Origin of the sequence: Paraglaciecola arctica, from assembly GCF_018861065.1 — a bacterium.
In the GTDB taxonomy this organism is placed as follows: Bacteria; Pseudomonadota; Gammaproteobacteria; order Enterobacterales; family Alteromonadaceae; genus Paraglaciecola; species Paraglaciecola arctica_B.
Genome location: NZ_JAHKQO010000036.1, coordinates 743,812 through 769,175 on the forward strand (window position 1 = coordinate 743,812; position 25,364 = coordinate 769,175).

At 41.8% G+C, this 25,364-nt stretch carries 20 protein-coding genes; 4 read left to right on the top strand and 16 right to left on the bottom strand.

What is annotated here, in order from left to right:
* Window positions 1-72: 72 nt before the first annotated feature.
* The 4 genes from KO534_RS16510 to paaN form a co-directional block, all read right to left on the bottom strand.
* Window positions 73-2,424 carry a TonB-dependent receptor gene (locus KO534_RS16510; protein ID WP_215931011.1) on the bottom strand — a complete coding sequence of 784 codons (2,352 nt, stop codon included), beginning with the start codon at window positions 2,422-2,424 and terminating at the stop codon, window positions 73-75.
* Window positions 2,425-3,006: 582 nt separating this feature from the next.
* On the bottom strand, window positions 3,007-4,191 hold the full coding sequence (locus KO534_RS16515; RefSeq protein ID WP_215931013.1) for a CaiB/BaiF CoA transferase family protein: 1,185 nt from the start codon (window positions 4,189-4,191) through the stop codon (window positions 3,007-3,009).
* 34 nt (window positions 4,192-4,225) lie between these two features.
* Window positions 4,226-5,476 (bottom strand): thiolase family protein, encoded by a 1,251-nt coding sequence (locus KO534_RS16520; protein WP_215931015.1) that lies wholly within the window; start codon window positions 5,474-5,476, stop codon window positions 4,226-4,228.
* A gap of 70 nt (window positions 5,477-5,546) precedes the next feature.
* Entirely contained in the window at window positions 5,547-7,220 is a 1,674-nt protein-coding gene (gene paaN, locus KO534_RS16525; RefSeq protein WP_215931017.1) for a phenylacetic acid degradation protein PaaN, read from the bottom strand.
* A 114-nt stretch (window positions 7,221-7,334) separates the two neighbouring features.
* Here paaN and KO534_RS16530 point away from each other — a divergent pair, with 114 nt between their 5' ends.
* Window positions 7,335-8,270, top strand: a complete 936-nt coding sequence (locus KO534_RS16530) for a winged helix-turn-helix transcriptional regulator (RefSeq protein ID WP_215931019.1) — start codon at window positions 7,335-7,337, stop codon at window positions 8,268-8,270.
* A 44-nt stretch (window positions 8,271-8,314) separates the two neighbouring features.
* Here KO534_RS16530 and KO534_RS16535 read toward each other — a convergent pair whose 3' ends face one another.
* The 9 genes from KO534_RS16535 to KO534_RS16575 all read right to left on the bottom strand — a co-directional run bounded on the left by KO534_RS16535 (window position 8,315) and on the right by KO534_RS16575 (window position 19,276).
* Window positions 8,315-9,880: an AMP-binding protein gene (locus KO534_RS16535; RefSeq protein WP_215931021.1), complete on the bottom strand. Its 1,566-nt coding sequence runs from the start codon at window positions 9,878-9,880 to the stop codon at window positions 8,315-8,317.
* A gap of 59 nt (window positions 9,881-9,939) precedes the next feature.
* The gene (locus KO534_RS16540) at window positions 9,940-11,733 is read right to left on the bottom strand and encodes an acyl-CoA dehydrogenase C-terminal domain-containing protein (RefSeq protein ID WP_215931023.1); all 1,794 of its coding nucleotides are present in this window, start codon (window positions 11,731-11,733) and stop codon (window positions 9,940-9,942) included.
* A 297-nt stretch (window positions 11,734-12,030) separates the two neighbouring features.
* Window positions 12,031-14,913 carry an FAD-binding and (Fe-S)-binding domain-containing protein gene (locus KO534_RS16545; protein WP_354667948.1) on the bottom strand — a complete coding sequence of 961 codons (2,883 nt, stop codon included), beginning with the start codon at window positions 14,911-14,913 and terminating at the stop codon, window positions 12,031-12,033.
* Between the two features lie 16 nt (window positions 14,914-14,929).
* Window positions 14,930-15,790, bottom strand: a complete 861-nt coding sequence (locus KO534_RS16550) for a DUF4392 domain-containing protein (RefSeq protein WP_215931025.1) — start codon at window positions 15,788-15,790, stop codon at window positions 14,930-14,932.
* A complete protein-coding gene (locus KO534_RS16555; protein ID WP_215931027.1) occupies window positions 15,791-16,747 on the bottom strand; it encodes a biotin-dependent carboxyltransferase family protein in 957 nt (318 codons plus the stop codon).
* Window positions 16,744-17,442 carry a 5-oxoprolinase subunit PxpB gene (pxpB, locus tag KO534_RS16560; RefSeq protein ID WP_215931029.1) on the bottom strand — a complete coding sequence of 233 codons (699 nt, stop codon included), beginning with the start codon at window positions 17,440-17,442 and terminating at the stop codon, window positions 16,744-16,746. Before pxpB ends, KO534_RS16555 begins: the two co-directional genes overlap by 4 nt.
* Window positions 17,430-18,158 carry a 5-oxoprolinase subunit PxpA gene (locus tag KO534_RS16565; protein WP_215931031.1) on the bottom strand — a complete coding sequence of 243 codons (729 nt, stop codon included), beginning with the start codon at window positions 18,156-18,158 and terminating at the stop codon, window positions 17,430-17,432. The genes pxpB and KO534_RS16565 overlap by 13 nt, the downstream gene beginning before the upstream one ends.
* 11 nt (window positions 18,159-18,169) lie before the next feature.
* The gene (locus KO534_RS16570; protein ID WP_215931033.1) at window positions 18,170-18,955 is read right to left on the bottom strand and encodes a putative hydro-lyase; all 786 of its coding nucleotides are present in this window, start codon (window positions 18,953-18,955) and stop codon (window positions 18,170-18,172) included.
* A 129-nt stretch (window positions 18,956-19,084) separates the two neighbouring features.
* Complete coding sequence (locus KO534_RS16575) at window positions 19,085-19,276, bottom strand: hypothetical protein (RefSeq protein ID WP_215931035.1); 192 nt, start codon at window positions 19,274-19,276, stop codon at window positions 19,085-19,087.
* A 493-nt stretch (window positions 19,277-19,769) separates the two neighbouring features.
* Here KO534_RS16575 and KO534_RS16580 point away from each other — a divergent pair, with 493 nt between their 5' ends.
* The 3 genes from KO534_RS16580 (at window position 19,770) to KO534_RS16590 (ending at window position 22,316) form a co-directional block, all read left to right on the top strand.
* Complete coding sequence (locus KO534_RS16580; RefSeq protein WP_215931038.1) at window positions 19,770-20,207, top strand: hypothetical protein; 438 nt, start codon at window positions 19,770-19,772, stop codon at window positions 20,205-20,207.
* Between the two features lie 28 nt (window positions 20,208-20,235).
* Window positions 20,236-21,690 carry a hypothetical protein gene (locus tag KO534_RS16585; RefSeq protein ID WP_215931040.1) on the top strand — a complete coding sequence of 485 codons (1,455 nt, stop codon included), beginning with the start codon at window positions 20,236-20,238 and terminating at the stop codon, window positions 21,688-21,690.
* Between the two features lie 131 nt (window positions 21,691-21,821).
* Window positions 21,822-22,316, top strand: a complete 495-nt coding sequence (locus KO534_RS16590; RefSeq protein WP_215931042.1) for a hypothetical protein — start codon at window positions 21,822-21,824, stop codon at window positions 22,314-22,316.
* Window positions 22,317-22,323: 7 nt separating this feature from the next.
* Here KO534_RS16590 and KO534_RS16595 read toward each other — a convergent pair whose 3' ends face one another.
* The 3 genes from KO534_RS16595 to KO534_RS16605 form a co-directional block, all read right to left on the bottom strand.
* A complete protein-coding gene (locus KO534_RS16595; protein ID WP_215931044.1) occupies window positions 22,324-23,127 on the bottom strand; it encodes a hypothetical protein in 804 nt (267 codons plus the stop codon).
* Window positions 23,128-23,250: 123 nt separating this feature from the next.
* Complete coding sequence (locus KO534_RS16600; RefSeq protein ID WP_215931046.1) at window positions 23,251-24,648, bottom strand: type VI secretion system contractile sheath domain-containing protein; 1,398 nt, start codon at window positions 24,646-24,648, stop codon at window positions 23,251-23,253.
* Between the two features lie 62 nt (window positions 24,649-24,710).
* Window positions 24,711-25,193, bottom strand: a complete 483-nt coding sequence (locus KO534_RS16605; protein WP_215931048.1) for a hypothetical protein — start codon at window positions 25,191-25,193, stop codon at window positions 24,711-24,713.
* Window positions 25,194-25,364: the final 171 nt, after the last annotated feature.

The window sequence follows — 25,364 nt, forward strand, 5'->3', positions numbered from 1 at the left end:
AATTCTGATTCCTGTCTAACGAGACCTAACACCACCTCATAAGAGGTGGTGCAAAAACTATAGAAAATGGGTTTAGAAATTATAGGTCAACTCCAGCGCCACACTTCTTGGACGGTCGTATATACCGTAATAGGCAACGCCGGTTCCGCCAGTAAGGGTAGTCGCAAAAGGTAATGAATTTGAAAGCGTCATGACTCTTTCATCAGTGATGTTATTGGCAATAAGCGCGACTTGCCATTTATCATCATAATCGGCTAATGCGACTCGCACACCCCATCGAGTGTAGCTGTCTTGCATGGTATTGGGATCAAGGGTGACACCTGCGTTGTATTCGTCGCTATATTCCATATTCAAACCGTATGTCACATAGGCCCAATCGCTAATATCTTGCTGATATTGCAGCCGCAAACTGCCACTAAGTTCTGGCGTATAGATAGCGCGCTCGCCTGAAAGGTTACATAAACCTTCAACTGTTGAGCTTAGTACCTGATCAGGTAACACTAAATTTGGGGCACATTGTGCGATGTCAAAATCAAGGTATTCAAAGTCTAAATAAGCAATTGAGCCTGAGAGTACTAATGCTTCAGCTATCAACCATCGACCATCAATTTCTATACCTTGGATTTCGGCTTCAGCAGCATTTTGTACGTTAAAGCCAACCGTGCCATCAAACTGGGTTATTTGGAGGTCGTCATACTGGGTATAGAATGCAGCGGCATTCACTTCCACTACACCAAATCCAAATTTGCCACCCACTTCATAACTGGTTGCTTGTTCATCTTCAAACTCAAATGAACCGGGATTGACTGGGTTTTCAGGATAACTATTGGATCTGATATCAAAACCGCCACCTTTGCTGCCTTGGGTATATGACGCATAAAGCAAGGTATCTTTGTCGACTTTGTATTGAAGGTTTACCAGAGGGTCGAGTTGTGATTCTTTACGATTGCCCTCTAAGTCGTGAGCATAGATTTTTATAGCTCCCATCATCACTTCAAATCCAGCTTGGGGTCCAAAGGCTGGCGAGCCCTCGAAAAGTGCGTTAGCGGGTATGCCAGTGGTATCGGCTCCCAATAAATTTAAAACTCGGTGTGCGTCTTTTTCTTCACTACTGTATCTAGCACCGGCAGTAAGTGACAACTTATCGGTGATGCGCCAATTTAACTGGGCAAATGCCGAAAATACCTGAGAATCTTGGGAATAATCTCTATCCCAACTACCGTTTACAATTGGTACATAAGCGGGGTTTGCGGCAAAAGTACTGCCGAACAATACATTGTCATAGGTAACTAATTCGTTATCTTGTAAATAAACGCCTGCAATATAATCGACATCGCCATCTGTAGGTGATGCAACTCTAAACTCCTGACTCCATTGTTTGAAACTTTCACCTTGGTTTGAACCATTAAACAAATCCAACCCAGTATAATCGACGTCTATTAGTTCATCTGTATCGTATTTTAAGTAAGCGGTGGTAGACGTTAAGGTATAACCATTTAAGTTGTAATCAAATTTAACCATCAGGTTATCAACTTGGTTAGCACTCTCTTGACCGTTACTTTGGCTTTTATAATCTTGGTCGGTTTCAACAAAGAGTCCGCCGCTGAATATGGTCGAATAGCTGCCTATAGGAGAGTGGTTTTCAATGGCTCTGCCTATGGTATCGAAGGTAGAAGTCTCTGCTTTTAGAAGTATATTCAGGTTGTCATAATCCCACTCAAGCATACCTCTTAAATAAAGTTGCTCTAAGTTGGGCTCCATGCGATCTAAGGTCACGTTTTCAATCCAACCGTCCATTTCACGATAAGACGCCACAAAACGGCCATTGACGTTATCTGTTAGGGCGCCAGACACTATGCCTACAGTTTTAAACTCTTCCTGTTCAAACTCATATAAGGTGGTAATCGAGGCTTCAAAATCTTCAGTTGGGCGCGCCGAAGTCAGGCCTATTGCACCTGCAATGGCGTTTTTTCCGAATAAAATAGGCTGCGGGCCACGTAACACCTCGACTCGCTCCAAATCAACCAGCGGCAGTTGTATCAGTTGGTCACGGCCGTAATACACTTCGTCAACATACATGGCAACTGATTGCTCAAAACCTTTATTGCCACCTGAAGAGATACCCCGTATTCCAATCTGATTAGTAATACCAGATTTCGTAATTGTCAGGTTAGGTACTGAGGCAGCCATGTCTGTGAGAGAGTTCATATTGCTATTTTTGAGTACATCTCCAGAAATAGCACTAATTGAAATAGGCACATCTTGCAATCCTTGCGAGCGTTTTTGCGCGGTGACTTGTATCACCTCTAAAGATAGTTCTGAATCCGATTCAGTGGCTTCTTGGGCGATTGAATTGATACTGTTGCCCATTAATAACGCTGATATGCATAAGGCTACGCGTTTCTTTTTATAATTTTTTTGCATCGTTTGCTCCTGAAAATTCAGAACTAAATTACACGTTTTAAGACGGCTTACACATGGTCTAATAACGCAAGTGATAAAACTGTATATTTAAGAGTCCTTTAATGCAAGCTTTATTGTTAATAAATTGTTTACTAATTGTGTAGCTTTGTTTTTAGAGGGTTTAGGGCAATAACATCAAAAATGTTAGTGGTTGGAAATAAGAGGGGGGTGAGCAATTAACTTGAGACAGCAGTAGATACTTCGAACTCACGAGAAGTTCGAAGGTGATAGTTTTAATACCAATTCATCTTAACAATTAGTCACTCAGAGAACACCAGCGACTTTCAATCGAGGCGTAGTCCTGCAGGAATGGCCACTCCCTTTCAAAGGGCTAGAACGAAGAGTGAAAGTCGCTGGTATTCTCCCTTTGGGCGAGGTTTAAAAGCACCTACTCCGCGTTGCTCGAACTTACAATAGAATAACTATTGCTTCATTCGAGCGCCTTGATTAGGTGATTTTAAATCTCGCTGAGCGATCAATTGTTAGGATGGATTGGTATAATAACGTGCCAGCCTAAAAGTTGTAGCTAGTTCACATCAAACCCTAGATAACTTTTCTTTGCTGAAACTCTTGTATCTGATTTTGCTGATAGCCTAGCTGTTTCAAAATGATCTCAGTATGCTCACCAAGAGTTGGCGCCCGCGTAAACTTAGCGGTTTCAGTTTTCGAATATTTTATTGGATGATTGGCTATTGGCGCAGCTTGAGGACTATTTGGATAATCAAGAGGATGTAATAAATAACCCTTTATCACCTGTTCATTCTTCAAGGTTTGCGCCGGAGTTAATAATTCTCCCGCTGGTATGCCTGCTTTTGACAGCTCCGCCATGGCAGTTTGACTAGTGCGCTGGGAACACCATTCTCTCATTTTTTGACTGGCGAGTTGTCCGTTATCACCACGGAGTTGGTCACTGCTGAATTTGGGATCTTCAAGCCATTGATTAAGTTCTAATAAATTACACCAGCGTTTAAACAACCCCTGACCCACAACTTGGATGGAAAGCCAGCCGTCTTGGGTTTCAAAGGTATCAGTAGGGGCATTGTATTGCCCTCTGGTACCCGTTCCTTGGCGGTTTTTCTGCAGCAAGGCTTCTTCAATTAATGCGGCGTTATTGAAGGTTAGAGCGGTACTTAGCAAACTACCTTCAACCACCTGCCCCTCACCCGTTTGGATGCGATGCATTATTGCCGCAAGCGTGCCAAACGCACTCAGTGAAGCTGTACCAAAATCACAATAAGGCGTAAATGATTTAGCTGGATTACCCAGAGTACCGCTCAAATGCATATTTCCAGACATCGCCTGCGCAATAGTGTCAAAGCCACCACGCTCGGCATATGGGCCAGTAGATCCAAATGCAGTATTTAAGGTTAGAATGATACTGGGATTAATCGCACATAAGGACTCGTAATCGAGCCCCATTTTCTTGAGAGCCTTTGGTGGTACATTCACCACTACCACATCTGCAGTTTTAACCAAACGTTTTACAATCTCTTGTCCTTCTTCACTCATGGGATTTAAGGTCATGGATTGTTTATTACGACCAATTTGCATGTAGTAGGCACCTTCACCTTCTGAGGTCACAGGCACGGTATAGCGGTCTTCTCCACCAGCAGGTTTTTCGATGCGAATAACCTCGGCCCCAAGATCAGCCAACAAGGTGGCACAAAATGGCCCTGCAATGTATCGACCAAAATCCAATACCCGTATACCGCTTAATAATGTGTTCAATTTTACAACTCCAAAGCTGGCAATATTTTAATGACTAAGTTCTATTGGCGCGTTCAAGCACAGTAACAACTGTTGCTGCTTCTTCGGTTTCGTAAAACCCGCCACCATTTTCCGCGACCGCTACTTTGCAATCTAACACTTGCCGTTTACCCGCCTCTCCGCGCAGCTGCGTCATTAACTCATGGATCTGCATAATGCCTGTCGCTCCCACTGGGTGGCCTTTAGACACTAATCCCCCAGAAGGGTTAACTGGCACCTTGCCACCTAATTTGGTTTCTCCCTTTTCGGTAAATCCACCGCCTTCACCTAGAGGACATAACATTAGATTTTCGATTTGTTGGATTTCTGAGTAGGCAGTTGCATCATGGACTTCAACTACATCAACATCGGCAGGGTCGATGGATGCTTGTTCATAAGCAGCGCTTGCCGCAACTCGCCCGATATGACGCTCAAATTCGTCTGGTGCTCGGTTTGAACTACTAGCGAGACTTATTCCCCTAATTTTAATGGCTCGTTTGGCATTGAGCTTCGACAAACCTTTTGCGGAACACACCACAGCGGCTGCCGCACCATCAGAAATCGGCGCACACATAGGTAACGTAAATGGCCAACTGATGAGTCGCCCATTGAGCACTTCATCAACACTGAATTCTTGTTGGTATTGCGCTGCGGGGTTCATAGTCGAGTGCCAATGATTTTTAGACGCTACCATGGCGAGCTGTTTTTGTGTGGTACCAAAACGTTGCATATGCAAACGTGCTTGGGCGGCGTAACTGTCCATGAAGAAACTTTTTTGCCCTGTATCTACACCTCTAAACGCTTCGGGAATTTGCTCTATGGCTTGTTGCTCCACCATATTTTGGAATTCTTGTAGTCGATGAATGTCAGTACCGCCAAGAAATGCTCGAAACATGCCGTCGCGGTTTTCTGGAAAGAACATTTTTTCAGCGCCTACTACTATGGCGATATCACACATTTGTGCACGTATATGTGCCACAGCTTGTAATAACGCACTGGAGCCAGATGCACAGGCATTTTCAACATTGGTGATGGGAATTCCTTCAAACCCCAGCGGTCTTAAAGCACACTGGCCTCTGATACCGTTTTGCCCTTCTAACAAACCTTGTCTGGTGTTCGAAAACCACGCGGCTTGAATATCAGATTTTTCGGCATCAGCATCAGATAAGGCTAACGACACCGCTTCAGCGCTTAATTGTTTAACACTTCTATCAACAAATTTACCTAAGGAGGTCATGCCAATACCGGCAATAAATACATCAGTCATTCATTTTTCTCTACTTTCTTTACATCACTGAGCAACAGTAAACGGAGCCAGAACCACAAGTAAGCCGCGGCTAGCTCATTCTTTTTCGCTGCACTATACGAAAACGGTTGGCGACAAAGGCCAAGTCAGTCAAACAGGCGTTACCGGCTGGATTCATTCCCGTTACATGGTAATCACTGTAAGCCGCAGCAAAATTAATCGGCATGCCAACTAAGTTACAGGCTACCGACGCGCCAGCATCGTTGTATGCGTCTTGTGCTTTTTCTAAAAAGTCTTCATTTGTAGAATAGACGTGGGAAGTAATCGCCCCACATTCGCGGGCGTTACGTGTCGCCTCAGCTAAACATTGTTCCGCTGTTGCACTTTTGATAATGAAAGAAATCGGGCCAAACAATTCTTCTCGATAGTAAGCTCTTTGGTCCTCAGACAAGGCAATAATCAGTGGGGTGGCGGTGCGCGCCTTGGGGAATTCTGGATTGTCATAAGAATCAGAATGTCTCAGAATTTTGCCTTTTTCATTTCCAACCTGAGTCAGTCTATCAATGGTGGCATAGATATCTTCAGTGACTAAGGTGCCACATAAAAAGGACGCATGTTTGGGATCGGCAAGTTGCGCATCGACTGCGTTAACTATGGCCTCAGCCACCTGATCAAAACTCACTGATTGGCCAGCAACTACAATGCCCTGTTCGGGAATGTGAATATTTTGAACGCTAGTACACATTTGTGCTGACGCTTGGCATAACGATTGGGCAATAGCGCTGGCCATTTGTGATAAGTCGTGAGTCGATTCAATAACGACAGAATTACAACCCGCGGTTTCGGTATAAACTAATGCATTTTGACAATTTTTCTCAATCCAATTACCGAAAGTAGGGCTACCCGTAAAATCGATAATGGCGGTGTCTGGATGCTCTAACAACGCCATAGTGGCGGGTTCTTGTTTGGTGTCTGCCACCATAGTGACTAGATTTGGGTCAAATCCTGCTTCACTTAACACCTCTCTACACACTGTTACCATCAGTGCGACTGGTAGAATTGCACTCGGGTGGGGCTTCAACACTACTGGATTACCGGTAGCTAAACTAGCAGTTAACGCTGGATATCCATTCCATAAAGGAAAAGTTGCACAACATACAACCACACCTACACCTCGAGGTTTTAGGCGATATTCTTTTACTAAGTTGGCATCCCCAGCGGCGCCAAAGGTGCGAGTCCACTGGGCTGTTTCGGGCACATCTTTCATCGCTTTATAGGCATACACTAAAGCTTCTAAGCCTCGGTCTAAGGCATTAGCACCGCTACCGGCAAATGCCATAATGTAACTTTGACCTGCGGTATGCATAGTTGCATGGGCGTTTTCGAACAGTTGCTTGGAACAACGCTCTAACATTTCCATACAAATACCCACACGAGTGTCCACACTAGCATTCGTCCAAGCTGGGACTCCTTGGCCTATTTCAGAATATAATTCTGCAACATCCACCTTAGGATAAGTAATGCCTAGGGGCTCTCGGGTATAAGGTGAAACCTCTGCTCCCGTTCTGCCTTTTTCTCCAGGTAAGTCCATGGGGTAGTCTTTATTCAACATGGCTTCAAAACGTTGCTTACCTATTTTAGGGATCTCTTTACCGTGGATTTTACTACTAGGGCTTTCAGTATATGCGCTCCAAGAATAACGCTGTTGGCAGGCATCAAGTGCTTTATTTAATTTAGATAAATGTGTATTGAACCAATCTTGCATATTGTAAGTCTTATAGTGAAAGTTAGTGTGTTAAACTAGCAGCGAACCGAGACTTGATCAAGGTTTATTGTTTGATAGCTATGTTTTGACTTTAAGATGGGATAACATTTATTGATGAATATTGAATATCAAATAGCCTCAAATCCTGTTGCTAGGGCTTTGAAAATTGTGGGTGATCGTTGGACCATACTGATTCTGCGGGATGCATTTTTAGGTCGTCATCGCTTTAGTGAATTTAGAGAATTTACTAAGATAGCCAGAGGCACCCTGATCAACAGGTTAGATTTTTTGATTGAGCAAGACGTGCTACACAAGGTGCCTTATAACCAATCACCTTTGCGTTATGAATATAAACTGACTGAAAAAGGACTGGCGTTATATCCTTGGGCATTGATGGTTTGGGAGTGGGAAACTCACTGGGCTGATCAAGCTGGCACCAATATGCCGTCGGTACTGATCCATAAATTAGAGCCACATCACCCCTTAAAACCCATTTGTGTATGTCGCCATTGCCATGCTGAAGTCACATACAAAGATGTTGAACGCATCCATGATCCAGACATACAAACAAGCGAAATTGAAAATGTCGTTGATAGTATCAGCGCGCAACGACGCTCTCGGGTCAATACTCTGACTGATTCTGATTATCGCTTAGGGCATATCATTGAAATTATAGGTGATAGGTGGAGCACTTTGATTGTGGCCAGTGTTTTCCTTGGTTTAAGTCGCTATGACGATTTCCACCAGCAGCTCGGAATTGCCACCAACATCTTAGCTGACCGGCTTAAATTGATGGTGGATTTAGGCGTATTCACTCGTAACCTTTATCAAGAAGCCCCACCTCGTTATGAGTATAACCTCACCGAAAAAGGCGAATCACTATACGGCATGACACTGGCTTTAAGGCAGTGGGTGCTAGATTATTTCCCTGCCATGGATCGCCCCTACAAACTGATCCACACTGCCTGTGGCAATGACCTCGATGTTGACGTCATTTGCGGTGAATGTTTACACAAGCCACTGGCAGGAAAAGTAGGTTTTAGTGCTTAGCTAAGCTTATATCTTTATTACCAGCTTTTTGTCAGCTTTACTCTTTAACTCGCCTTTAGGTTACGTTTGAGTATCTTACCTACGGGTGATTTAGGTAACTCTTTAATAAATATCACATTTTTGGGTATTTTATAGGCGGCTAGATTTTCACGGCAATGTGCAATAATGGCGTTTTCAGTCAAACCATTTTGTTTAAGTACAACGTAAAGCTCAATCGCTTCGCCTGTATCCGATGATTCAACTCCTACGACTGCGCACTCTTGTATGACTTCTAAGCGATTCACTACCTGTTCTATCTCTGCCGGATACACATTAAACCCAGACACAATGATCATATCTTTGATGCGATCAACAATATATACAAAGCCATCTTCATCAATTGTTGCAACGTCTCCCGTTGCTAACCATCCATCATTCAAGACGGCTTTTGTCGCTTCTGGTTTCTGCCAATACTGTTGCATTATCTGCGGCCCCTTGATATGTAACTCACCCTTTTCACCGTCTTTTGCCAAATATCCCTCATCAGCGACAACTTTGATTTCGACTCCATGCATAGGTTTGCCGACTGAACCCAAACGCCTTTGGGTATCAGTATTAATGATGACTCCCGCTGAGGACTCGGTTAAACCATAGCCTTCGTTAATAACGCAATGAGTGAGTGCTTGCCATTTGTCAGCAACACTTCGGTTAAGAGCCATGCCTCCAGACAAGGTAAACTTTAGGCCGCTAAAATCTAAGGTCTTAAAGTCCTCATCATGGCACAGAGCATTGAACAAGGTGTTGATGCCCACAAATAAACTAAAAGGTTGCTTTTGTAACGCGGTATAAAAACTATTAAGGTCGCTTGGATTGCTAATCAGAATACTGGTCACACCATAAGTGACACCTACCACTAAGTGGGCCACAAATGCGTATACGTGATATAGCGGTAATGGAGCCACAAAGGTTTCATTGCCTGATTCAAACACCGATGTGGTATTCCAAAAACTACGCGCCGCACTGATAAGGTTTGCATGAGTTAACACTGCCCCTTTGGATAACCCTGTGGTGCCGCCAGTGTACTGCAACAAGGCAATGTCACTGGGGTGAACCACAAATGGTATATATTCGCACTGGCTACCTTTTTCTAACACCTCATGGTAGTTAAAGGTTTCTACCGTTAATTTTGGATCTTTAGCTGGCGTATTTTTAAGGTAAACCATTAACGAAATGTCAGTTTCATCTACCAAAGATGTCACCAAATCAATTGAGGAACTTAATAACACTAACGCTTTTGCACCAGAATCTTTGTAAATGTGTGCAAGCTCATTTTTTGTATACAACGGATTAACGTTAACGACCACTAAACCTGCTCTTATTGCCCCCCAAGCTAGTACTGGATAAGCCAGGCAGTTTGGCAGTTGCAGTGCAATTCTATCCCCTGGCTTTAAATTTGTTTGGGTCTGCAAATAAGCAGCGAAATCTCTCGAGCTTTGCTGTAACTCGCCGTAGGTTAAACTATCCGCGCCACATTTGAAGGCTGAGTTACCTTTATATTGCTCACAGCCACTATCGAACACACTTTGCAGTGTTTCTGTTAATGGTAGTTTTGCACTGTTGCTTTTTGTCATTATTGCCTCGTTCGTTAATTTTTATAATAAGTGTTTGAGTTGGCAAGCAGGCACGCGCCTTAAAATTGCTCAGCGTTGATTTGCATTAAATTTTCAGCACCCGATTGGATCGTTAACTTCAACGTAGCGGTGCGCGGTAATATGCGCTGAAAATAAAACTTGGCAGTGTTGATTTTGGTAGAATAAAGATCTGTGTCAGCTCCCTCTTGTTGCAGTTTTTCAAAGGATACCTGGGCCATTCTTGCCCAAAAATAGGCTAAAGTGGCGTAGCCAGAAAACATCAAAAAGTCTACTGATGCAGCGCCTAGTTCCTCTGGATCAGCGGCGGCTGATTGGCCTATGGATTTAGCGAGTACTAACCATTGTGTGGTGACTTCTTTTAGCGGTTGGGTAAATTCCAGCATGTTTTGATTGTTTTGCTGAGATTCACAAAATTCCATGATAATAGTACTGAAATTACTTAATAAAACCCCTTTGGTGCCCAATACTTTTCGACCAATGAGATCCAACGCTTGTATGCCTGTTGTGCCCTCATACAAAGTTGAAATACGACTGTCCCTTTGGTTTTGCTCCATACCCCATTCTCTTATATAGCCATGTCCACCAAAGACTTGAACGCCATGATGAGCAGCCTCAAAACCCAGTTCAGTCATAAACCCTTTGCAGATCGGAGTTAACAGTGCAAGTAACTGTTTTGCCTGTGTTTTTGATTCGTCTGTTTTGCCGTGCTCTAACAAATCAAGTTGTTGCGCGACATAATAGGCAAAGGCGCGAAAACCCTCGGAGAAAGATTTGATAGTTAATAACATACGGCGTACGTCTGGATGCACGATAATTGGGTCCGCTGGGCCGTTTGGATTTTTGCTGCCACTGAGAGAGCGCATGGCGAGCCTTTCTTGTGCATAAGGAACCGCACCTTGATAAGCAACTTCAGCATGTATTAACCCCTGTAACGCTGTGGTCAAACGAGCTGAATTCATAAAGGTAAACATGGCCTCAAGCCCTTTATTTTTCTGGCCTATTAGAAAACCTTTAGCGCCATCAAAGTTCATGACACAAGTCACAAAACCATGGATCCCCATTTTATGCTCTATCGAACCACAATTAACTTGGTTTCTATTTCCTAAACTACCATCTGAGTTCACCTCAAATTTAGGGACAACAAATAAAGAAATGCCGGCACTTCCCTGGGGAGAATCTGGTAAACGAGCCAGCACAATATGCACAATATTTTCAGCAACATCGTGGTCGCCGCATGATATAAATATTTTTGTACCTGAAAGTTCATATTCAGTTTCTGAAACAGGTATCGCCTTAGTTTTAAGTTGCCCCAAATCGGTACCACAATGAGACTCTGTCAGGCACATTGTTCCTGTCCATTTACCGCTCACTAAGTTGGGCAGATAAGTATTCTGTAATCCTTCGCTACCATAACTCAGCAAGGTTTTTATGGCGCCTTCTCGCAAGCCCGGATAACCCGACCATGCCACACAACCACTAGAAACAAGCTCACTGACCACTATATTCATAGACTCAGGAAGGCCTTGACCACCAAAAGCTTCGGGCATGGCTAAGGCTGGCCACCCGCCTTCACAATATTGTTGGTACGCCTCTTTAAATCCCGGAGGTGTGGTTACGCCGTCTGCATGCCAAGTACAACCGACTTGATCTCCGATGGCGTTTAGCGGCGACAATACGTTTTCAGAAAACTTTGCGGCTTCTTCTATAATGGCAAACTGAGTTTCATGATCGACTTCAGTGGCACTATGCAATTCTTGGTAATGGCTTGTGAAGTCAAGTAGGTCGTCCATCACAAATCGTATGTCGCGCAGTGGTGCTTTATATGCTGGCATGTTGTTGTTCTCCATTACATCTATTTTTAAGAACATGAGTATTGCTAGAACCCACAAATCGACTCATGTTGAACTCATGTCGAGTTCACATTGAACCCCACGGTTCATTAATGAAAGTTACAATAAATCAGAGGGTCTTATAAAGCAAGTATGATTATTTGGATTTCGACAATGGCAGAAGATTATGCTTGTTACATTCGTTAGAACAACGGGGACTGGGAAGAGGCAAGCATGAATAGGGTACAAATAAACCACTAGCTAGTGGAAATAAATTAGTAACTACTCACTACCCTTGAATCACTTAGATTGACTCACTTCATCAAGCAGATACAAAATTGACTGATATGGAATATCACTGTGGTGGGTTAAACCTATTTCACAACTTCTGTTGTTACTGTAGCCAAAACTACAATCGGCAGGGCGTTGTTTTTTCAAATGCCTTAGCGAATGTTGATTCAACTCTGGCTGATAAAAACCCTTGTCACCTGCAAACCCGCAACAAGCAATATCCGCAGGGATCTCCACTTTTTTGGCACAATGATGGGCAATATTCACAAGTTGTTCCTGAATATTTCCGCGCTTACTACTACAAGTAACATGCAACATTACGTGGGCTTTTTTCTCGCTAATGTGCAAATGTGGCAGAATAAACTTACTCACAAATTCCGCTGATTCATAAAAGCTCAAGCCATGATTGCCTTGTTTTAATGGCAACGCACAAGAACTTGCATCGGTTATGATGGGATATTTTCCATTTTCACTGTAGCGCAACAAAACGTCTTGGGCTTGATTGAGTTTTTCGCTGCCATGTTTTGCATCACCTTTGCTGGTAAAAGCCATACCACAACAAAGTGACGCACTTTCAGATGGAATAACCACGTCAAAACCAGCTTTGTTTAATACTGAGACCATTACTTGTGGCAAAGACTTAGCATTACCCGGAGTCGCAGCAAACACCCTACTGGCACAAGCTGGAAAATAAATAACTTTGTTATTATGAGTAGAATCACGCCTTTGGTTTTGCTGAGATGCATAAAACCCGCTTTCGAGTTTTCGCTCACCTTTAGGCCAGTTAGAAAAATACAAAGGCACATAACCAGCGCTTAATTTATTTAAAACTTTGAAACTATTTGTGACTGCGGACTCACCGACCAGAGACCTACCTGCATTAACGGCATTCAAGCCCAATCTGGCAACTTTGGTCACCTTGGACAAATGTTTGGCACTCAGGTTAGCAAGTTGTTTTTTAACCCTAGATTGCTGAAAACTTTGTGTTCGTAATGCTTTGATATATTCGCCAGTATTGATCCCAACTGGACATTGTATTTCGCACATTCCGGTTGCGGCGCAACTATCAATTCCTAAGTATTGATAGTCATGAACTAGTTGCTGATGCTGCTCTTCTAGTTGCGTTTTTTCACGCTGCGTTTCGGCTGAACTTATACAATTTTTTAAATGTTCAATCCGCCTAGCGACACTAATTCGTTGCCGGGGAGTATAAGTGAGGCCCTGGGATGGGCATACAGATTCACAAAAACCACATTCGATACATTTATCAACTATGTCGTGAGTGGTTGCCATAACTTTAAGATCTTTAATATGAATCTTATCGTCACTATTAATAATCACACCCGGATTCAGAATACTATTGGGGTCAAATATTGATTTAAGGGCTTTCATTATCTGATAGGCATCAGCCCCCCATTCAAGCTCAACAAAAGGCGCCATATTCCGCCCCGTGCCGTGTTCTGCTTTTAAGGACCCCTGCAATTGCACAGCCACTAGGTCTGCAACAGCTGCCATAAAAGCATCGTACCTTTGGATTTTTTCTTGGCTATCAAATGCTTGGGTAAACACAAAGTGTAAATTTCCCGCTAGAGCATGACCAAAAATAATCGCTTCACTGTAACCAAACTGTTGAAACAATCGATGTAATTCTGCAATGCCATGAGCAAGTGATGGTAGTGGAAATGCCACATCTTCGATGATTACAGTGGTGCCAGAATCGCGCATTGCACCTACAGCGGGAAATGTACCTTTGCGAATATTCCATAACTTTTGATTCCGCAGTGGGTCAATATCAAAGGCAATGTCAGCGACTAACGCTTGTTCAAATCTTGAAATTTCCTGAGTAACAATCGCAACTTTATCAGTTAAAAATTGTGCACTAGGCTCCTGAATTTCTATTAACAACGCCACAGCGTCATCTGGAAAGGATTCGATACCTCGAGGCATAATGTCATGTTCTGCAACCGACAGCAGCGCCCGTTTATCTAATAATTCCACAGCATTGACGTCTAAGTCTGCCAATTGCTCCACCAGCTGACACGCCAGATTAGTATTATCAAAAATGAAAAAGCCACTACTTTTAAATGGATTATCATCCACAGTATGAAAAGTAATGTCAGCGATAAAGCCTAAGGTGCCTTCAGAGCCAATCATTAGATGTTTAATAATTTCAATAGGATCACTAAAATCGACTAATGCGTTAATGCCATAACCTGTGGTGTTTTTTAATCGATACTTTTGAATAACTTTTTGTTTAAGTACCTCATTATTGTTAATGCTCGCAGACAAGGCTAAGAGTTTATCTACTAGGGGTTGATGACTAGTTAAAAACGCCGCGCAACTTTGCTCAGACGCAGTATTTAATTCAGTGCCATCTGCAAAAATAATCGTCATATCTGCGACTGTGTGATAACTATTTTGGTGTACACCACAACACATGCCCGATGAATTATTCGCAGCAATGCCACCAATTTTACAACTGTTTATTGAAGCAGGGTCGGGTCCAATCTTGCGACCAAAAGGTTTAAGTAGTTGATTGGCTTTTGAACCAATAATACCAGGTTGTAAGGTCACTTTTAGACCTTGTTGGTATATTTCAAAATCAGTCCAATCATCAGACAAAAGAATGAGCACAGAATCTGTGACAGCCTGCCCCGATAAACTTGTACCCGCGGCTCTAAAAGTTATGGCTACCTGATGTTCAGCGGCAAGTTTTACAATTTTGACGAGCTGCTTTTTACTTTTAACCACTAACACCAGTTGCGGTGTAAGCTGATAAAAACTGGCATCTATGCCATAGGCATAACGTTTGCTGTATTCAGTAATAATACTTTCAGGCGCGACGAATTGCGCGATTGCATTGGTAAACAATGATACTTGGGCCGACATCATAGTAAAATCGCAATTCTCATAAGTTGTTAGCTTCCAACCCGCATATTTTTTCCAATTGCAAAATAACCTCTTCACCGCAGCTAAAACATAACCCATCTTCAGTCAGTTCGTTTTTACGAGTGAGACCGTCGACACTGCCTAATTTAGACAAATACGCTAGAATATTTTTTGGCTTAATATCAGCTAATAGGTTTTGTTTACGCCACAACGAAACAAACGCGATTAAGCCATAAGCCCCCCAATTTGACACATCAGCAACTAATAATTCATCACATCGTGTTACGGAAGGCACAATATCCAATGCTCCAATTGCCTCATAAATATTACCCATTCCAATTTCATTGCCACCATCTCCAATGGCAATGGTTGGGCAGCTCGCTAGGGACATAAAAAAGTCAAAGGTGGCGCATTTTTCAGAGATATCTTCACCACGGATATTGTAATAACAGTTTTGTTGGCTGAGCCCGGGGCGCTCAATTGAAATTATCAGTTCAGGCTGCAATTCTTTGAGGGCTTTTTGAGTATAAGTTGGCGCATTATCGATATCATTTATCGGGATAGGATAACAAGCAAAGTCGTTTTGTAATGCGCTGTATAGCGGTTCACCACAGACTAAAATTGGCTTTTTCCCAAGTGACGTTAGACAGTTATATAGCGCAATGGCACCAACTGGGCCGTCAGTCTCAAATGTGCCAGCTACGGGAAAACCTGTACCAATTAAAATACAGCCATTTGTCTCCATCAATTGTTGGGCAGCTCTTAAGTAATAACCGACTTTTAGAGCAGGTTGTACCTTTTTCATGCCCCGTAAGTTGCGCTGCACCAACAAAGATTCAATTTTTTCACTTAATGTTAGTAATGCTAAATGACTTGTCATTTACAGGGCAACCTTGATGAGTTTTGTTTCGGTATACTTTGCTTTTGCTAAATGCAGCAGCGTATGGGCGTAATGAATAGAGATAGGTTCAAAATGTACTGTTGCGCCTTGGCTAGTTTGCATCAGTAAATCTAAATCCAATGATAACACCGAACCTAATTTTGGATAGCCACCAATGGTTTGGCGATCTACAGACAAAACGATAGGCTGACCATCGGGCGGAATTTGGATCGCGCCATTACAAATACCTTCAGAAAGTAATTGTGAGATATTTGATTGAATAGCAGGCCCGCTGAGTCGATAACCCATACGGTCATATTGGGCGCTTACCTGATACTCATTAGAGAAAAACTTAGCTAACTCTGAGCGCTCAAATAAATCAAATTGATATCCCGTCACTACTCGTGCCGTTATCAAATTTGCATAACGAGGTATGTCGTTCGCATATAACGCATAAAGAGGTTGCTTAGGGCTTGATTCATAAAACAATCGGTCTGCCGCTTTTAATGCACCACCATTAATCCCCCCGACTTTTTCTCTAATAACTGTAGAAACACTATTAAATTGGGATTCAACAACAAATCCCTCCACTACACCTAAATAAATTCTGCAGCCTTGTGTGGCAAAACCAATCTCAATTTCATCATCGGGGTTAACTCTATGACTTCGCCATGTATCTTTACTATGGCCATTTATAGTCAAAGGTGCATTTGCTCCTGTTACTGCAATAGTGGTGGCGGTTGTGGCAATCAATTTTAGACCACCAACGTTAACTTCTAATACTGGACAATTTTCAGCGTTATTCAAAAGACGATTGGCCCACAGAAATGCTTGTTTATCTGCTGGACCACCAGAGGTTAAGCCCAAATGACTTTGTCCATAGCGCCCTAAATCCTGAATGGTAGTTAAAATACCAGGATGAATAACGTCAAAGTAGCTAGTGGTTTTTGGGTTCACAGTTGGCCCCCCAGCGCTAAAAATTCATGTCGGGTAATGGCATCAAATTTAACGCTATCACCAACTTGATAGGTTAGGTAAGGCGCCACGTCAGGATCGAACAAAGTCTGAGGACATAGACCAATTAGGTTCCATCCTCCTGGAGATACATTGGGATAAATAGCAGTTTGTCGATCAGCAATCCCCACTGAACCTTTGGCCACTTTTGCTCTTGGAGACGCTAATCTTGGGCAAGCAATACGCTCGTCCACTTCCCCCAAAAAAGCGAATCCGGGTGCAAAACCTATGGCATACACGTGGTAAATTGTTTTTTGATGAATTTCAATAACATCTTCAACACTCAAACCTGAACGGTTCGCCAATGATTGCAAATCAGGACCACTTTCTAGGGAGTAATACACCGGAAGCTCAATAGTTTTATGGGTACTTTCAATCTCACTAGTGTCTTCTTCTAACAGCGCACTTAACACTTTTTTGACTGCGTAATAATCGGTTTTAATTGGATCGAATATCACTAACAATGACGCATATGACGGCACTAACTCAACCACAGAGTCTGCGAGAACCCTAGCAATACTATGTTTTAACTGGGAAATTTTTTTAATGGTGGTGTTATTCGCCACTTTATCTAGATAAATAATTACCGCTCCCTCACCTGCGATTTCTATTTGAGGGTAGTGAACTACTTGCTGCATAGTTGCTTTAGCTCTTTTATTACATTGATAGCTTGTTCGTTATCTCCATGAACACATAAGGAATCCGCTTGAAGATTGATTTTTTTACCAGAAGCACAAACCACATCGCCACTAGACATTAAACTTTTCACTTGCTGAATCATTTCTTCTTGATTTAATACGGCTTGAGGCTCTTTGCGTGACATAAGAAAGCCACTTTCTGTATATCGTCGATCAGAAAACGCTTCGAATAAAAGTGAGATACCACTAGCTGCAGCTTTGTCTCGATAACTTTGTTGATTAGTTGTGGCCAACAACATCAACTTTAACGGGCGATGGTAACTACTGACAGCTTCAAAAATGGCATCACAGACATTTTCATTACTCATCATGTCGTTATATAAGGCTCCATGAGGCTTTACGTAGGAAATACTGATACCTAAGTTTTTCGCCATGCCATCAAGGGCCGCCACTTGATAATGAACTAACTCAATAATTTCTTGTGATGAACAAAGCATACTTCTACGCCCAAACCCTAATTTATCTGGGTAACTTGGATGGGCGCCAACGTCAACATTATAATGTTTAGCTAATTGCAAAGTTTTGTTAATAACGTGGGCATCACCAGCATGAAAGCCACAGGCAATATTGGCCATATCGATATGCGGCATCAACTTATCATCTTGACCTAATTGCCAAATACCGAAGCTTTCTCCTAAATCACAATTTAGTTTCATTCTTTGTTTCCTCAAGCGCTTCGTAGACTGCTATTTAATATATCTGTTATTAACATATGACCTGGACTGTGAGTAATACAAATTGTGGGTTTTGCGTTGGCAATGGCAAGTTGCGGAGTGACACCGCAGGCCCAAAATACGGGTTCTTCACCAGCATTAATGGTAACTGCCTCGCCAAAATCGGGTTGAGTAATGTCGTCAATACCAATTGCCGATGGGTTACCAAGGTGAACCGGAGCGCCATGAACTTTAGGATATTGATTACAAATTTCAATGGCTTTATTGGCATCTGTAGGATTTAAAGGGCGCATGCTTACCACCATTTTACCAGTAAATTGTCCCACTCCCTGAGTATCAATGTTAGTTTTGTACATGGGCACATTTTTAGATTCGGTAATATTTCTAATTTCTAACCCTGCCGCTATCAATGCTTCTTCGAAAGAAAAAGAGCAGCCCAACAAGAATGCCACAAAGTCATCTTTCCAAATATCTTTGATGTCAGTGACTTCTACTGAAAAGACGCCATCTTTGAAGACCTGATATGATGGGATGTCAGTGCGAATATCGATATCCTCACCTAACATTTTAAGGCAAAAATCGCCGGGAAATTCACTACTTCCAATAAGCGGACAAGATTGTGAGTTAAGTTTACAAAACTCTCGGAAGTCATCGGCGAACTGTTTAGGTAAAATAACCAAATTACATTGCACGTAACCAGGTGCGAGACCCGAGGTATTCTGCTGTAATTCGCCTCTACGTATCTGCTGACGTAAATTGTATGCTGTGTCTTGTTTCATTAATGAGTCTTACTTGATAATGATTGAAACTCTAGTGTAAGAGCAATTGTGCTTTATTCAAAATGGAATAGTTTCGTAACTGTGGTAATCATACCTACACTTAAATAATTTTGAGGTCAAATACCAAGCTTATTTGAAAACATCTTGAAACTTGGAGCGAATGAAATTCACTTTATTCGGATCTTTAGCTTTTTTTTTTGTGACAAAATCGAGTTTAAATTCGTAGTAGTGTTTATCTGGATTGATTAATCGAATTTTCTTAACTCTTAACTCTTCTTGAATTTGACTTTGTGGCATATAACCAATGTATTTACCTGACATGATCAGGGTTTTGCGTGTTTCAAATTGATAAGCCTTTGCTTTTAGATTGAGATTTTTTACTGCTCTCTACCATTTGGGTCAATATCAATTCCCGGATGAACAGCTGGTGTCGAAAACAAAGCCATTTCTTCGATTTTAGAATCTTGCTTTCTTAAAAATTCGTGGTGTACCGATTAGGTGTCACAGCGATTTTTGATTAAACCTATCATCAATTTAAGTTAAGAATATTAACGACTTGGGTATGGATAACCGAATCTAAAATTTGTACATTTAACAAGCGAAATTGTATTTCTAGCTAAACCTGCTTGGCATAATGTAGTAGAGTGTTGGTGTAAGTGGGCTAGGTTTTGGTTACCTTTGGGAGGTTTCATTACCCAATGCCGGAATTATTATAGCGACTTTGATATCTTTTAAATAGTTTGTTAAGGATTCTAAAAAAGAAGCGATTCATTCCATATGTTTTGATTAATTTTGCAACTAACTATAAGTAAGTATGAAACCGAAAAGCGGAAAAAAAATTGAAGCTGTAAAGCCAACCAAACCTGCAGAAGCATTTGTTGCCGATGACGCCAATCCTGGCGAGGTTGCAAAAGTTAAAGCCAAAGAAATAAAAGCTCAAAAAGGTAAATACGGCCAAACGAAAATTACAGCTTTTAAGCCTAAAGAGACTGATAGTTCTGCAAAAGACAATAAAGGCGCAGAAGAAGAGTCGGAGAAAGAAGAAAAAGAGACAACTTTTATTGCTATTAAATTATCTGATGAGAAAGGTAACGCGGTAGTAGGCGAAAAATATGAAGTTGTATTGCCAGATGGCAGTGTGTCCAGCGGAACATTGGATATAGATGGAACAGCTAAGGTAGAGGGTTTTGAAGCGGGTCAATGTAAGGTCCGTTTTCCAAACTTAGAAGACGACAGCGTTTCTGCGCAGTAGCAATGAATGCCCTTAGGGAAGCAATAACATGACAGGAAAAAAAAGCTTCGAATGTGCCTCTGGTAAAGAACATACCTTCGTTGTTAAACAAGCTAAGCTTATTCAAGTTGAAATATTGGATGGCGCAGAAGACAAGTTTCTGCCCAATAACGGATCTCAATTTGTTAACTTAGACCGCGACAATAAGTGGGTCGACAATAAATCTGTAACGAGTTTGGGGCGATTAGGGTTTAAACCCAAAATTTATGTAAAATTTGACTTACCAGGTGTTAGCGAATTTACGCTAAAAGCCATACCTGATGGCAAAAACCCTAGCTATACAGACGACGAAAAAACCCGCAACAGTCTGTTTAAATTTATTGAAGAAGAAAAAACCTATCAAACAGAAAGTTCCGGTGAACTAGTTATCAGCGATGCTTTTCTTAGCGTCGGGGGTAAAAGCACTTTTCATTTTGAGATTAAAGACACTCAAGGAACAACGCTTCAAACCAAAAAACTCGAGACACTACGGAAAATATTTGTACAGCAAATTAAAATGACCGGTGATGCTGGAAAGTCTGCAGCGGGCTCTATTGGTACTGTTGAGTCCGAGTATAAAAAACAAGGTTTTGTTATTGAATCGTTGCCAGAAAAAACCATGCCTGAAATGGAAAATATTGGAGCCAACGATTCTGCATCTTATAAAAGTGCCGTAAAAAAAGCGTACCAAAGCTCAGACGGCAAGAAAAAAGAGCCTTATAGTTTAGTAGTGGGGTATACCAGTCACTTAGCGGTAAAAACCAGCGGTAGGCAGTTATCAAAAACCAATGTATCAGTTGGTCCAGGCAGTTCAGCTATTACCATCAATGTTGCCGGCCCAGGTAAAACCAATCCAGCCGTAAGAACAAAGTACCTATGGCAAGAAATCGTTAGCGGTGAAAGTTGGTTTGAAAGTGCTTCATTTAAAGATGCGACTAGTGGAGTAGTCACCGCTATTGATGAAAAATATTGCACCGCTATTGCTGTTAACGCGGCCAATCCCAACGCTAGCTCTAAAGTAAAGATAGATGTGAGTAAATTACCTAGGGGAACCGGCACTGTTACCTTAAAGGTCACTTGGGTAGACAGAATGCGTGCGGGTTTGTCTTTTGGGGGCAGCAATCTTATATGTGTTTGCACTAAAGCTTGGTGGAAAAACAAAAGCTCAGCGCAACAAAACGAGGTCATCATTCACGAGATTGGCCACAAAATTGGCATGGTTCCAGGAGGAACCGGCAAGTTACCAGACAAAACTGACACTTTTTATGACTCCAGTAAGGGTCATGTGGGCACCCACTGTCATCATGGTATACCTGCAGGACAAGCACGTTATGATTCGGCGACTGATGCTGCATTGTCTGATTGTGTGATGTATGGCTCAACCAATAGTCATTCAGCATTTTGTGAACACTGTAGTGTTGCTGCCAAGAAACAAGACATCAATTCGGGCTGGCCGGCGCTCTAGGTATGACTAACCCTAAATTGACCAATACAGACTCGCTATAAATGAGTATTAAGTTTCATTGTGCGTGTCTAGCATTTAGCTTATTAACACTGTCAGCATGTCAGGCATATTCAACTCCAAGGAGCCAATTCGTGGCAAATAACAATGCGGATTTCAAAAGTATTGAATTAAATTCAGATTCAAAAAACCTTTGTTCACCTGATATCAGTACTCAATCTGATTTTATAGGCGTAGCCATTAACGTACCAACTGAGGTTGAATTTGAAGCAGCAAAACCGGCCGAGGATGGCAGTTTTACTGTTATTCCAATATGTGGATTTTACCAACTAGATTTAGCCGAACTAAGCAAAGACTCTGTTATACAATTGTTTGCCATGAACGTTGAAACTCAACAAGTGTATCGCGGCAATCTAATCGAAGAAGATGCGGGTACAGAAGAACCTATGCCATTTGATGAGCCAGAATTACAACCACAAGATCTCGAGGGGCAATTGCTTTCTGCTTATTTTAATCCAAACTTGGTTCAGTATGTAGATTTGCCAATAGCAGAGGCCACTTACAAAATTTTGGTGCAGATTGGGCAGGTAAAATCGAATGTTGTAGAAGTCAAAATAAGTCGCAAATAGTGGAAGGTTATTTTTCTACTACTCGAATAAAACTATCCTCATCAAAAACACTGCTATGCACTATGGTATCGTTATGAATAGCAGCGGCAAAGGTCAAGTCTGAATCGGCTTGTGATAAAGCAATACGGTAGTTGGCAATCTCATCACATAGATAATTATTACATGTGAAGGAACGTAAATCCCTTGGTAACGTACACCCATTTTTACCGAGAAACACGCAAGAATATTCATAGCTCTGGTCAGGAAAATGCTCACTATATAGTGTTAGAAGTTCATTTTCGGTGAGTGCTGCTGATTGTAAGCTTAAAATATGTTTTAGCGATGGATAGTCCAAGAAAGCATGTGTTTTTCCAAGGTTACAACAATTTCCCATACAAGTAGCGCATGCTTTCCCAATTAACTCCGCTTCTTTTTCTGGTGTCGGGGGCAATAAGGTTTCGCAATAAACTTCACTCCCTTGTGAATTATTTTCTTTACTATCCTCATAAATAGCACTTAAATGATGCAAGAACATCTGTTTTCTTTCAGGATTTGAATCTTCCAATATATTGGTGTTTGCCGGTAATAGCGCGACTACGGGAGTGATGTTTTCTATATCAATAACAAGCCTTGAAGGTAGGTCGTTAGTCGCAGCGCTTTGGGTGAAATCTTGGATTTGTGTGTTTAATTGTTCTGATAGTCGCTGTTTCTTTGCGACCAAATACTTGCGAACCTTAGCACGCTGACAAGCACCCTTTTCACAATAGTGGCTTCTAGCATATTGGGTATTAGATAAAGCCACATTGCAATGATGACATTGGTAGTCTGGCATAACAAAATATTCCTTTTTATCGAGCTGACGTTTTACCCAATACCCACCTAAGCTTTAAAAACCACAGCTAGGCTATTAATCGATATTCCTTATCGATACACAATCAAAAAGCTAGTCAACAATTTACATTTCATGGACAACTTTGATCTTATCACCGAATATCCGAACGCAATTTTTACTTCTGAAACTAACAAAAGGATTGATTCCTTGTGTTTGAATGCTCGTGAGCTGTTTTTCAGACAACAAATACTCACCGCAAGGGTGTAGTTTTTGCTCATCGTCTTGTTCGTAAACAAATGCAGGAAGTTCAGTTATATGGGAATCAAATGGGACATTGCCATGGTATTGGCGGATCAATAATCGCGCGCAGGCAAAGGCGCTACTCCCCCACAACAATTGACTGTGTTGATGCTGATGCTGAAACTCTTCAAATCTAAAAACATCAACTTCTTCATGTTTTTCGCCATAAGGAATGCGGAATAACATTCGAGGATAAGTTAGTGCAACATGACGGGACTGAGGCGTCTTACGAAATTGCTGCCACAGTGACGCTTCATCAGCATTAACAAGACTATCTGTTGCGCCAGCCACAAGTTGGCAATTAAGGGATTCGGCAACACTCGCTAAATAATTCAAGGTAGTTACGTCATCACTACTGTCTGCAAACTGATGATCACTAATGATGACATCGTAAGTGTCAATATCGCAATCTTTTATATGTTGGCTTAATTTTGCTAGCAAATCCGGATCACCAGAAACGGCATTTTTGAGAGATTCACTATTAGAATTGATAATATAAAAAAGTTGCTCTTCATCATCGTACTCTTCATTGAAGATGACATCTCTAACGGACCGCCACAAGGCCTCTAATCCTTGAAATTCCTCGCCATGTATTATTGAACGCATCAGTTCCTCTATTGCGGTATCAATAAACACCAGCAAACTTTGGTGCTCTGGCTTGGCATCTTTAATAATATGTGGGCTAAGTATACTAGCTAAGAAATTATCTATGTTTCCTTTGGTTTGAGGAGTTGAACTGGGTGTGGGTGCTGATTGTTTTTGACCTAAGAGACGTTCAAACATATCGTCGTTGTTTTCTAGCCCTGATGCTTTATCAGAGTCAATATCATCTGTAGGTTGTGATTCAGCGCCAATTTGGAAGGTTGAAATAATCTCTTGTGCCGCTTTCTCTGCGGTAGTTGAATTGCTTAATTCCTTCTTTAAACGGCGTAAGTGACTGAAAATACGCTCTTCAAATAAACTATCTGGGTGAAAATCTTCTAATTCACTAAAACTAAGCTGCTGACCAGAAGGCAGTGTAATAGTGGGGCATAATTTAGCCATCACTTGATCGAAGTTATCGATGTCAATTTTTAGTATTTTGTTACCGGAGCTATTGGACTCCTGTGAACAATTGCCACTAAAATCACCTAAAAAATACATTCTCATGGGTTTGCTCGCACCAATAGGTTGAGCGTTGTTACTATTAAATCCAAATTCAAAATCGAGTCTACCTGACATTTTTATTCCCCAAAGAGTAATGTATGTAATTAACTATTGGCTGCAATTGAGCACTCACTTTACTATCTCAATGGCAACCACAAGATATGCTGTGGCCCTGTGTGACCTAGGATATATTTCTCTCCAGTATCAGACCAGCCGCCTCGACAACATGACTTATAGGCCCCTGTGTTATTAACGTTAACTAACATGTAGGCACCTCGCGCCATAGGAACAACACCACGTAGGTAAAAAGACATCATGCGGCAAGTTTCAGTCCCCAGCCCCTGCTCCTGTTTATCTTGGTCAATAATAAAAGAGCGAATCCCAGGCGTGTCGGCTGAAGCAAAAGCAAGATTAAAATGAAACCGAGTATCGACACGAAACATGCCAACAACAGAGCCCTTTTTCTTAATTACATGCACACTAAAACCAGCCTCTGGTCCGGCCGAAATATCGAAACTCAGATCGGCAAAAACGTTTTGGAATGGTTTAACGGACAACCCTTGCACTGCCGTTATGTCTTCATCAGCTAAAGGCGCAATAGTGACTGGGTTACGAAGCATTTTGTTTATCCTTGAAAATAACTAGTGATCTATTTGGTAGTTGCTAGTAGTCGTAATTCAGATAAAACTAAACGCAGCAGCATTTACCAAAAGCCATGGTGTTTATGCCGCGTCAAATTAAACCTTTGTTTCCTATTCGGGCGGCATTCATTGCAACTTATAAGCAACGTA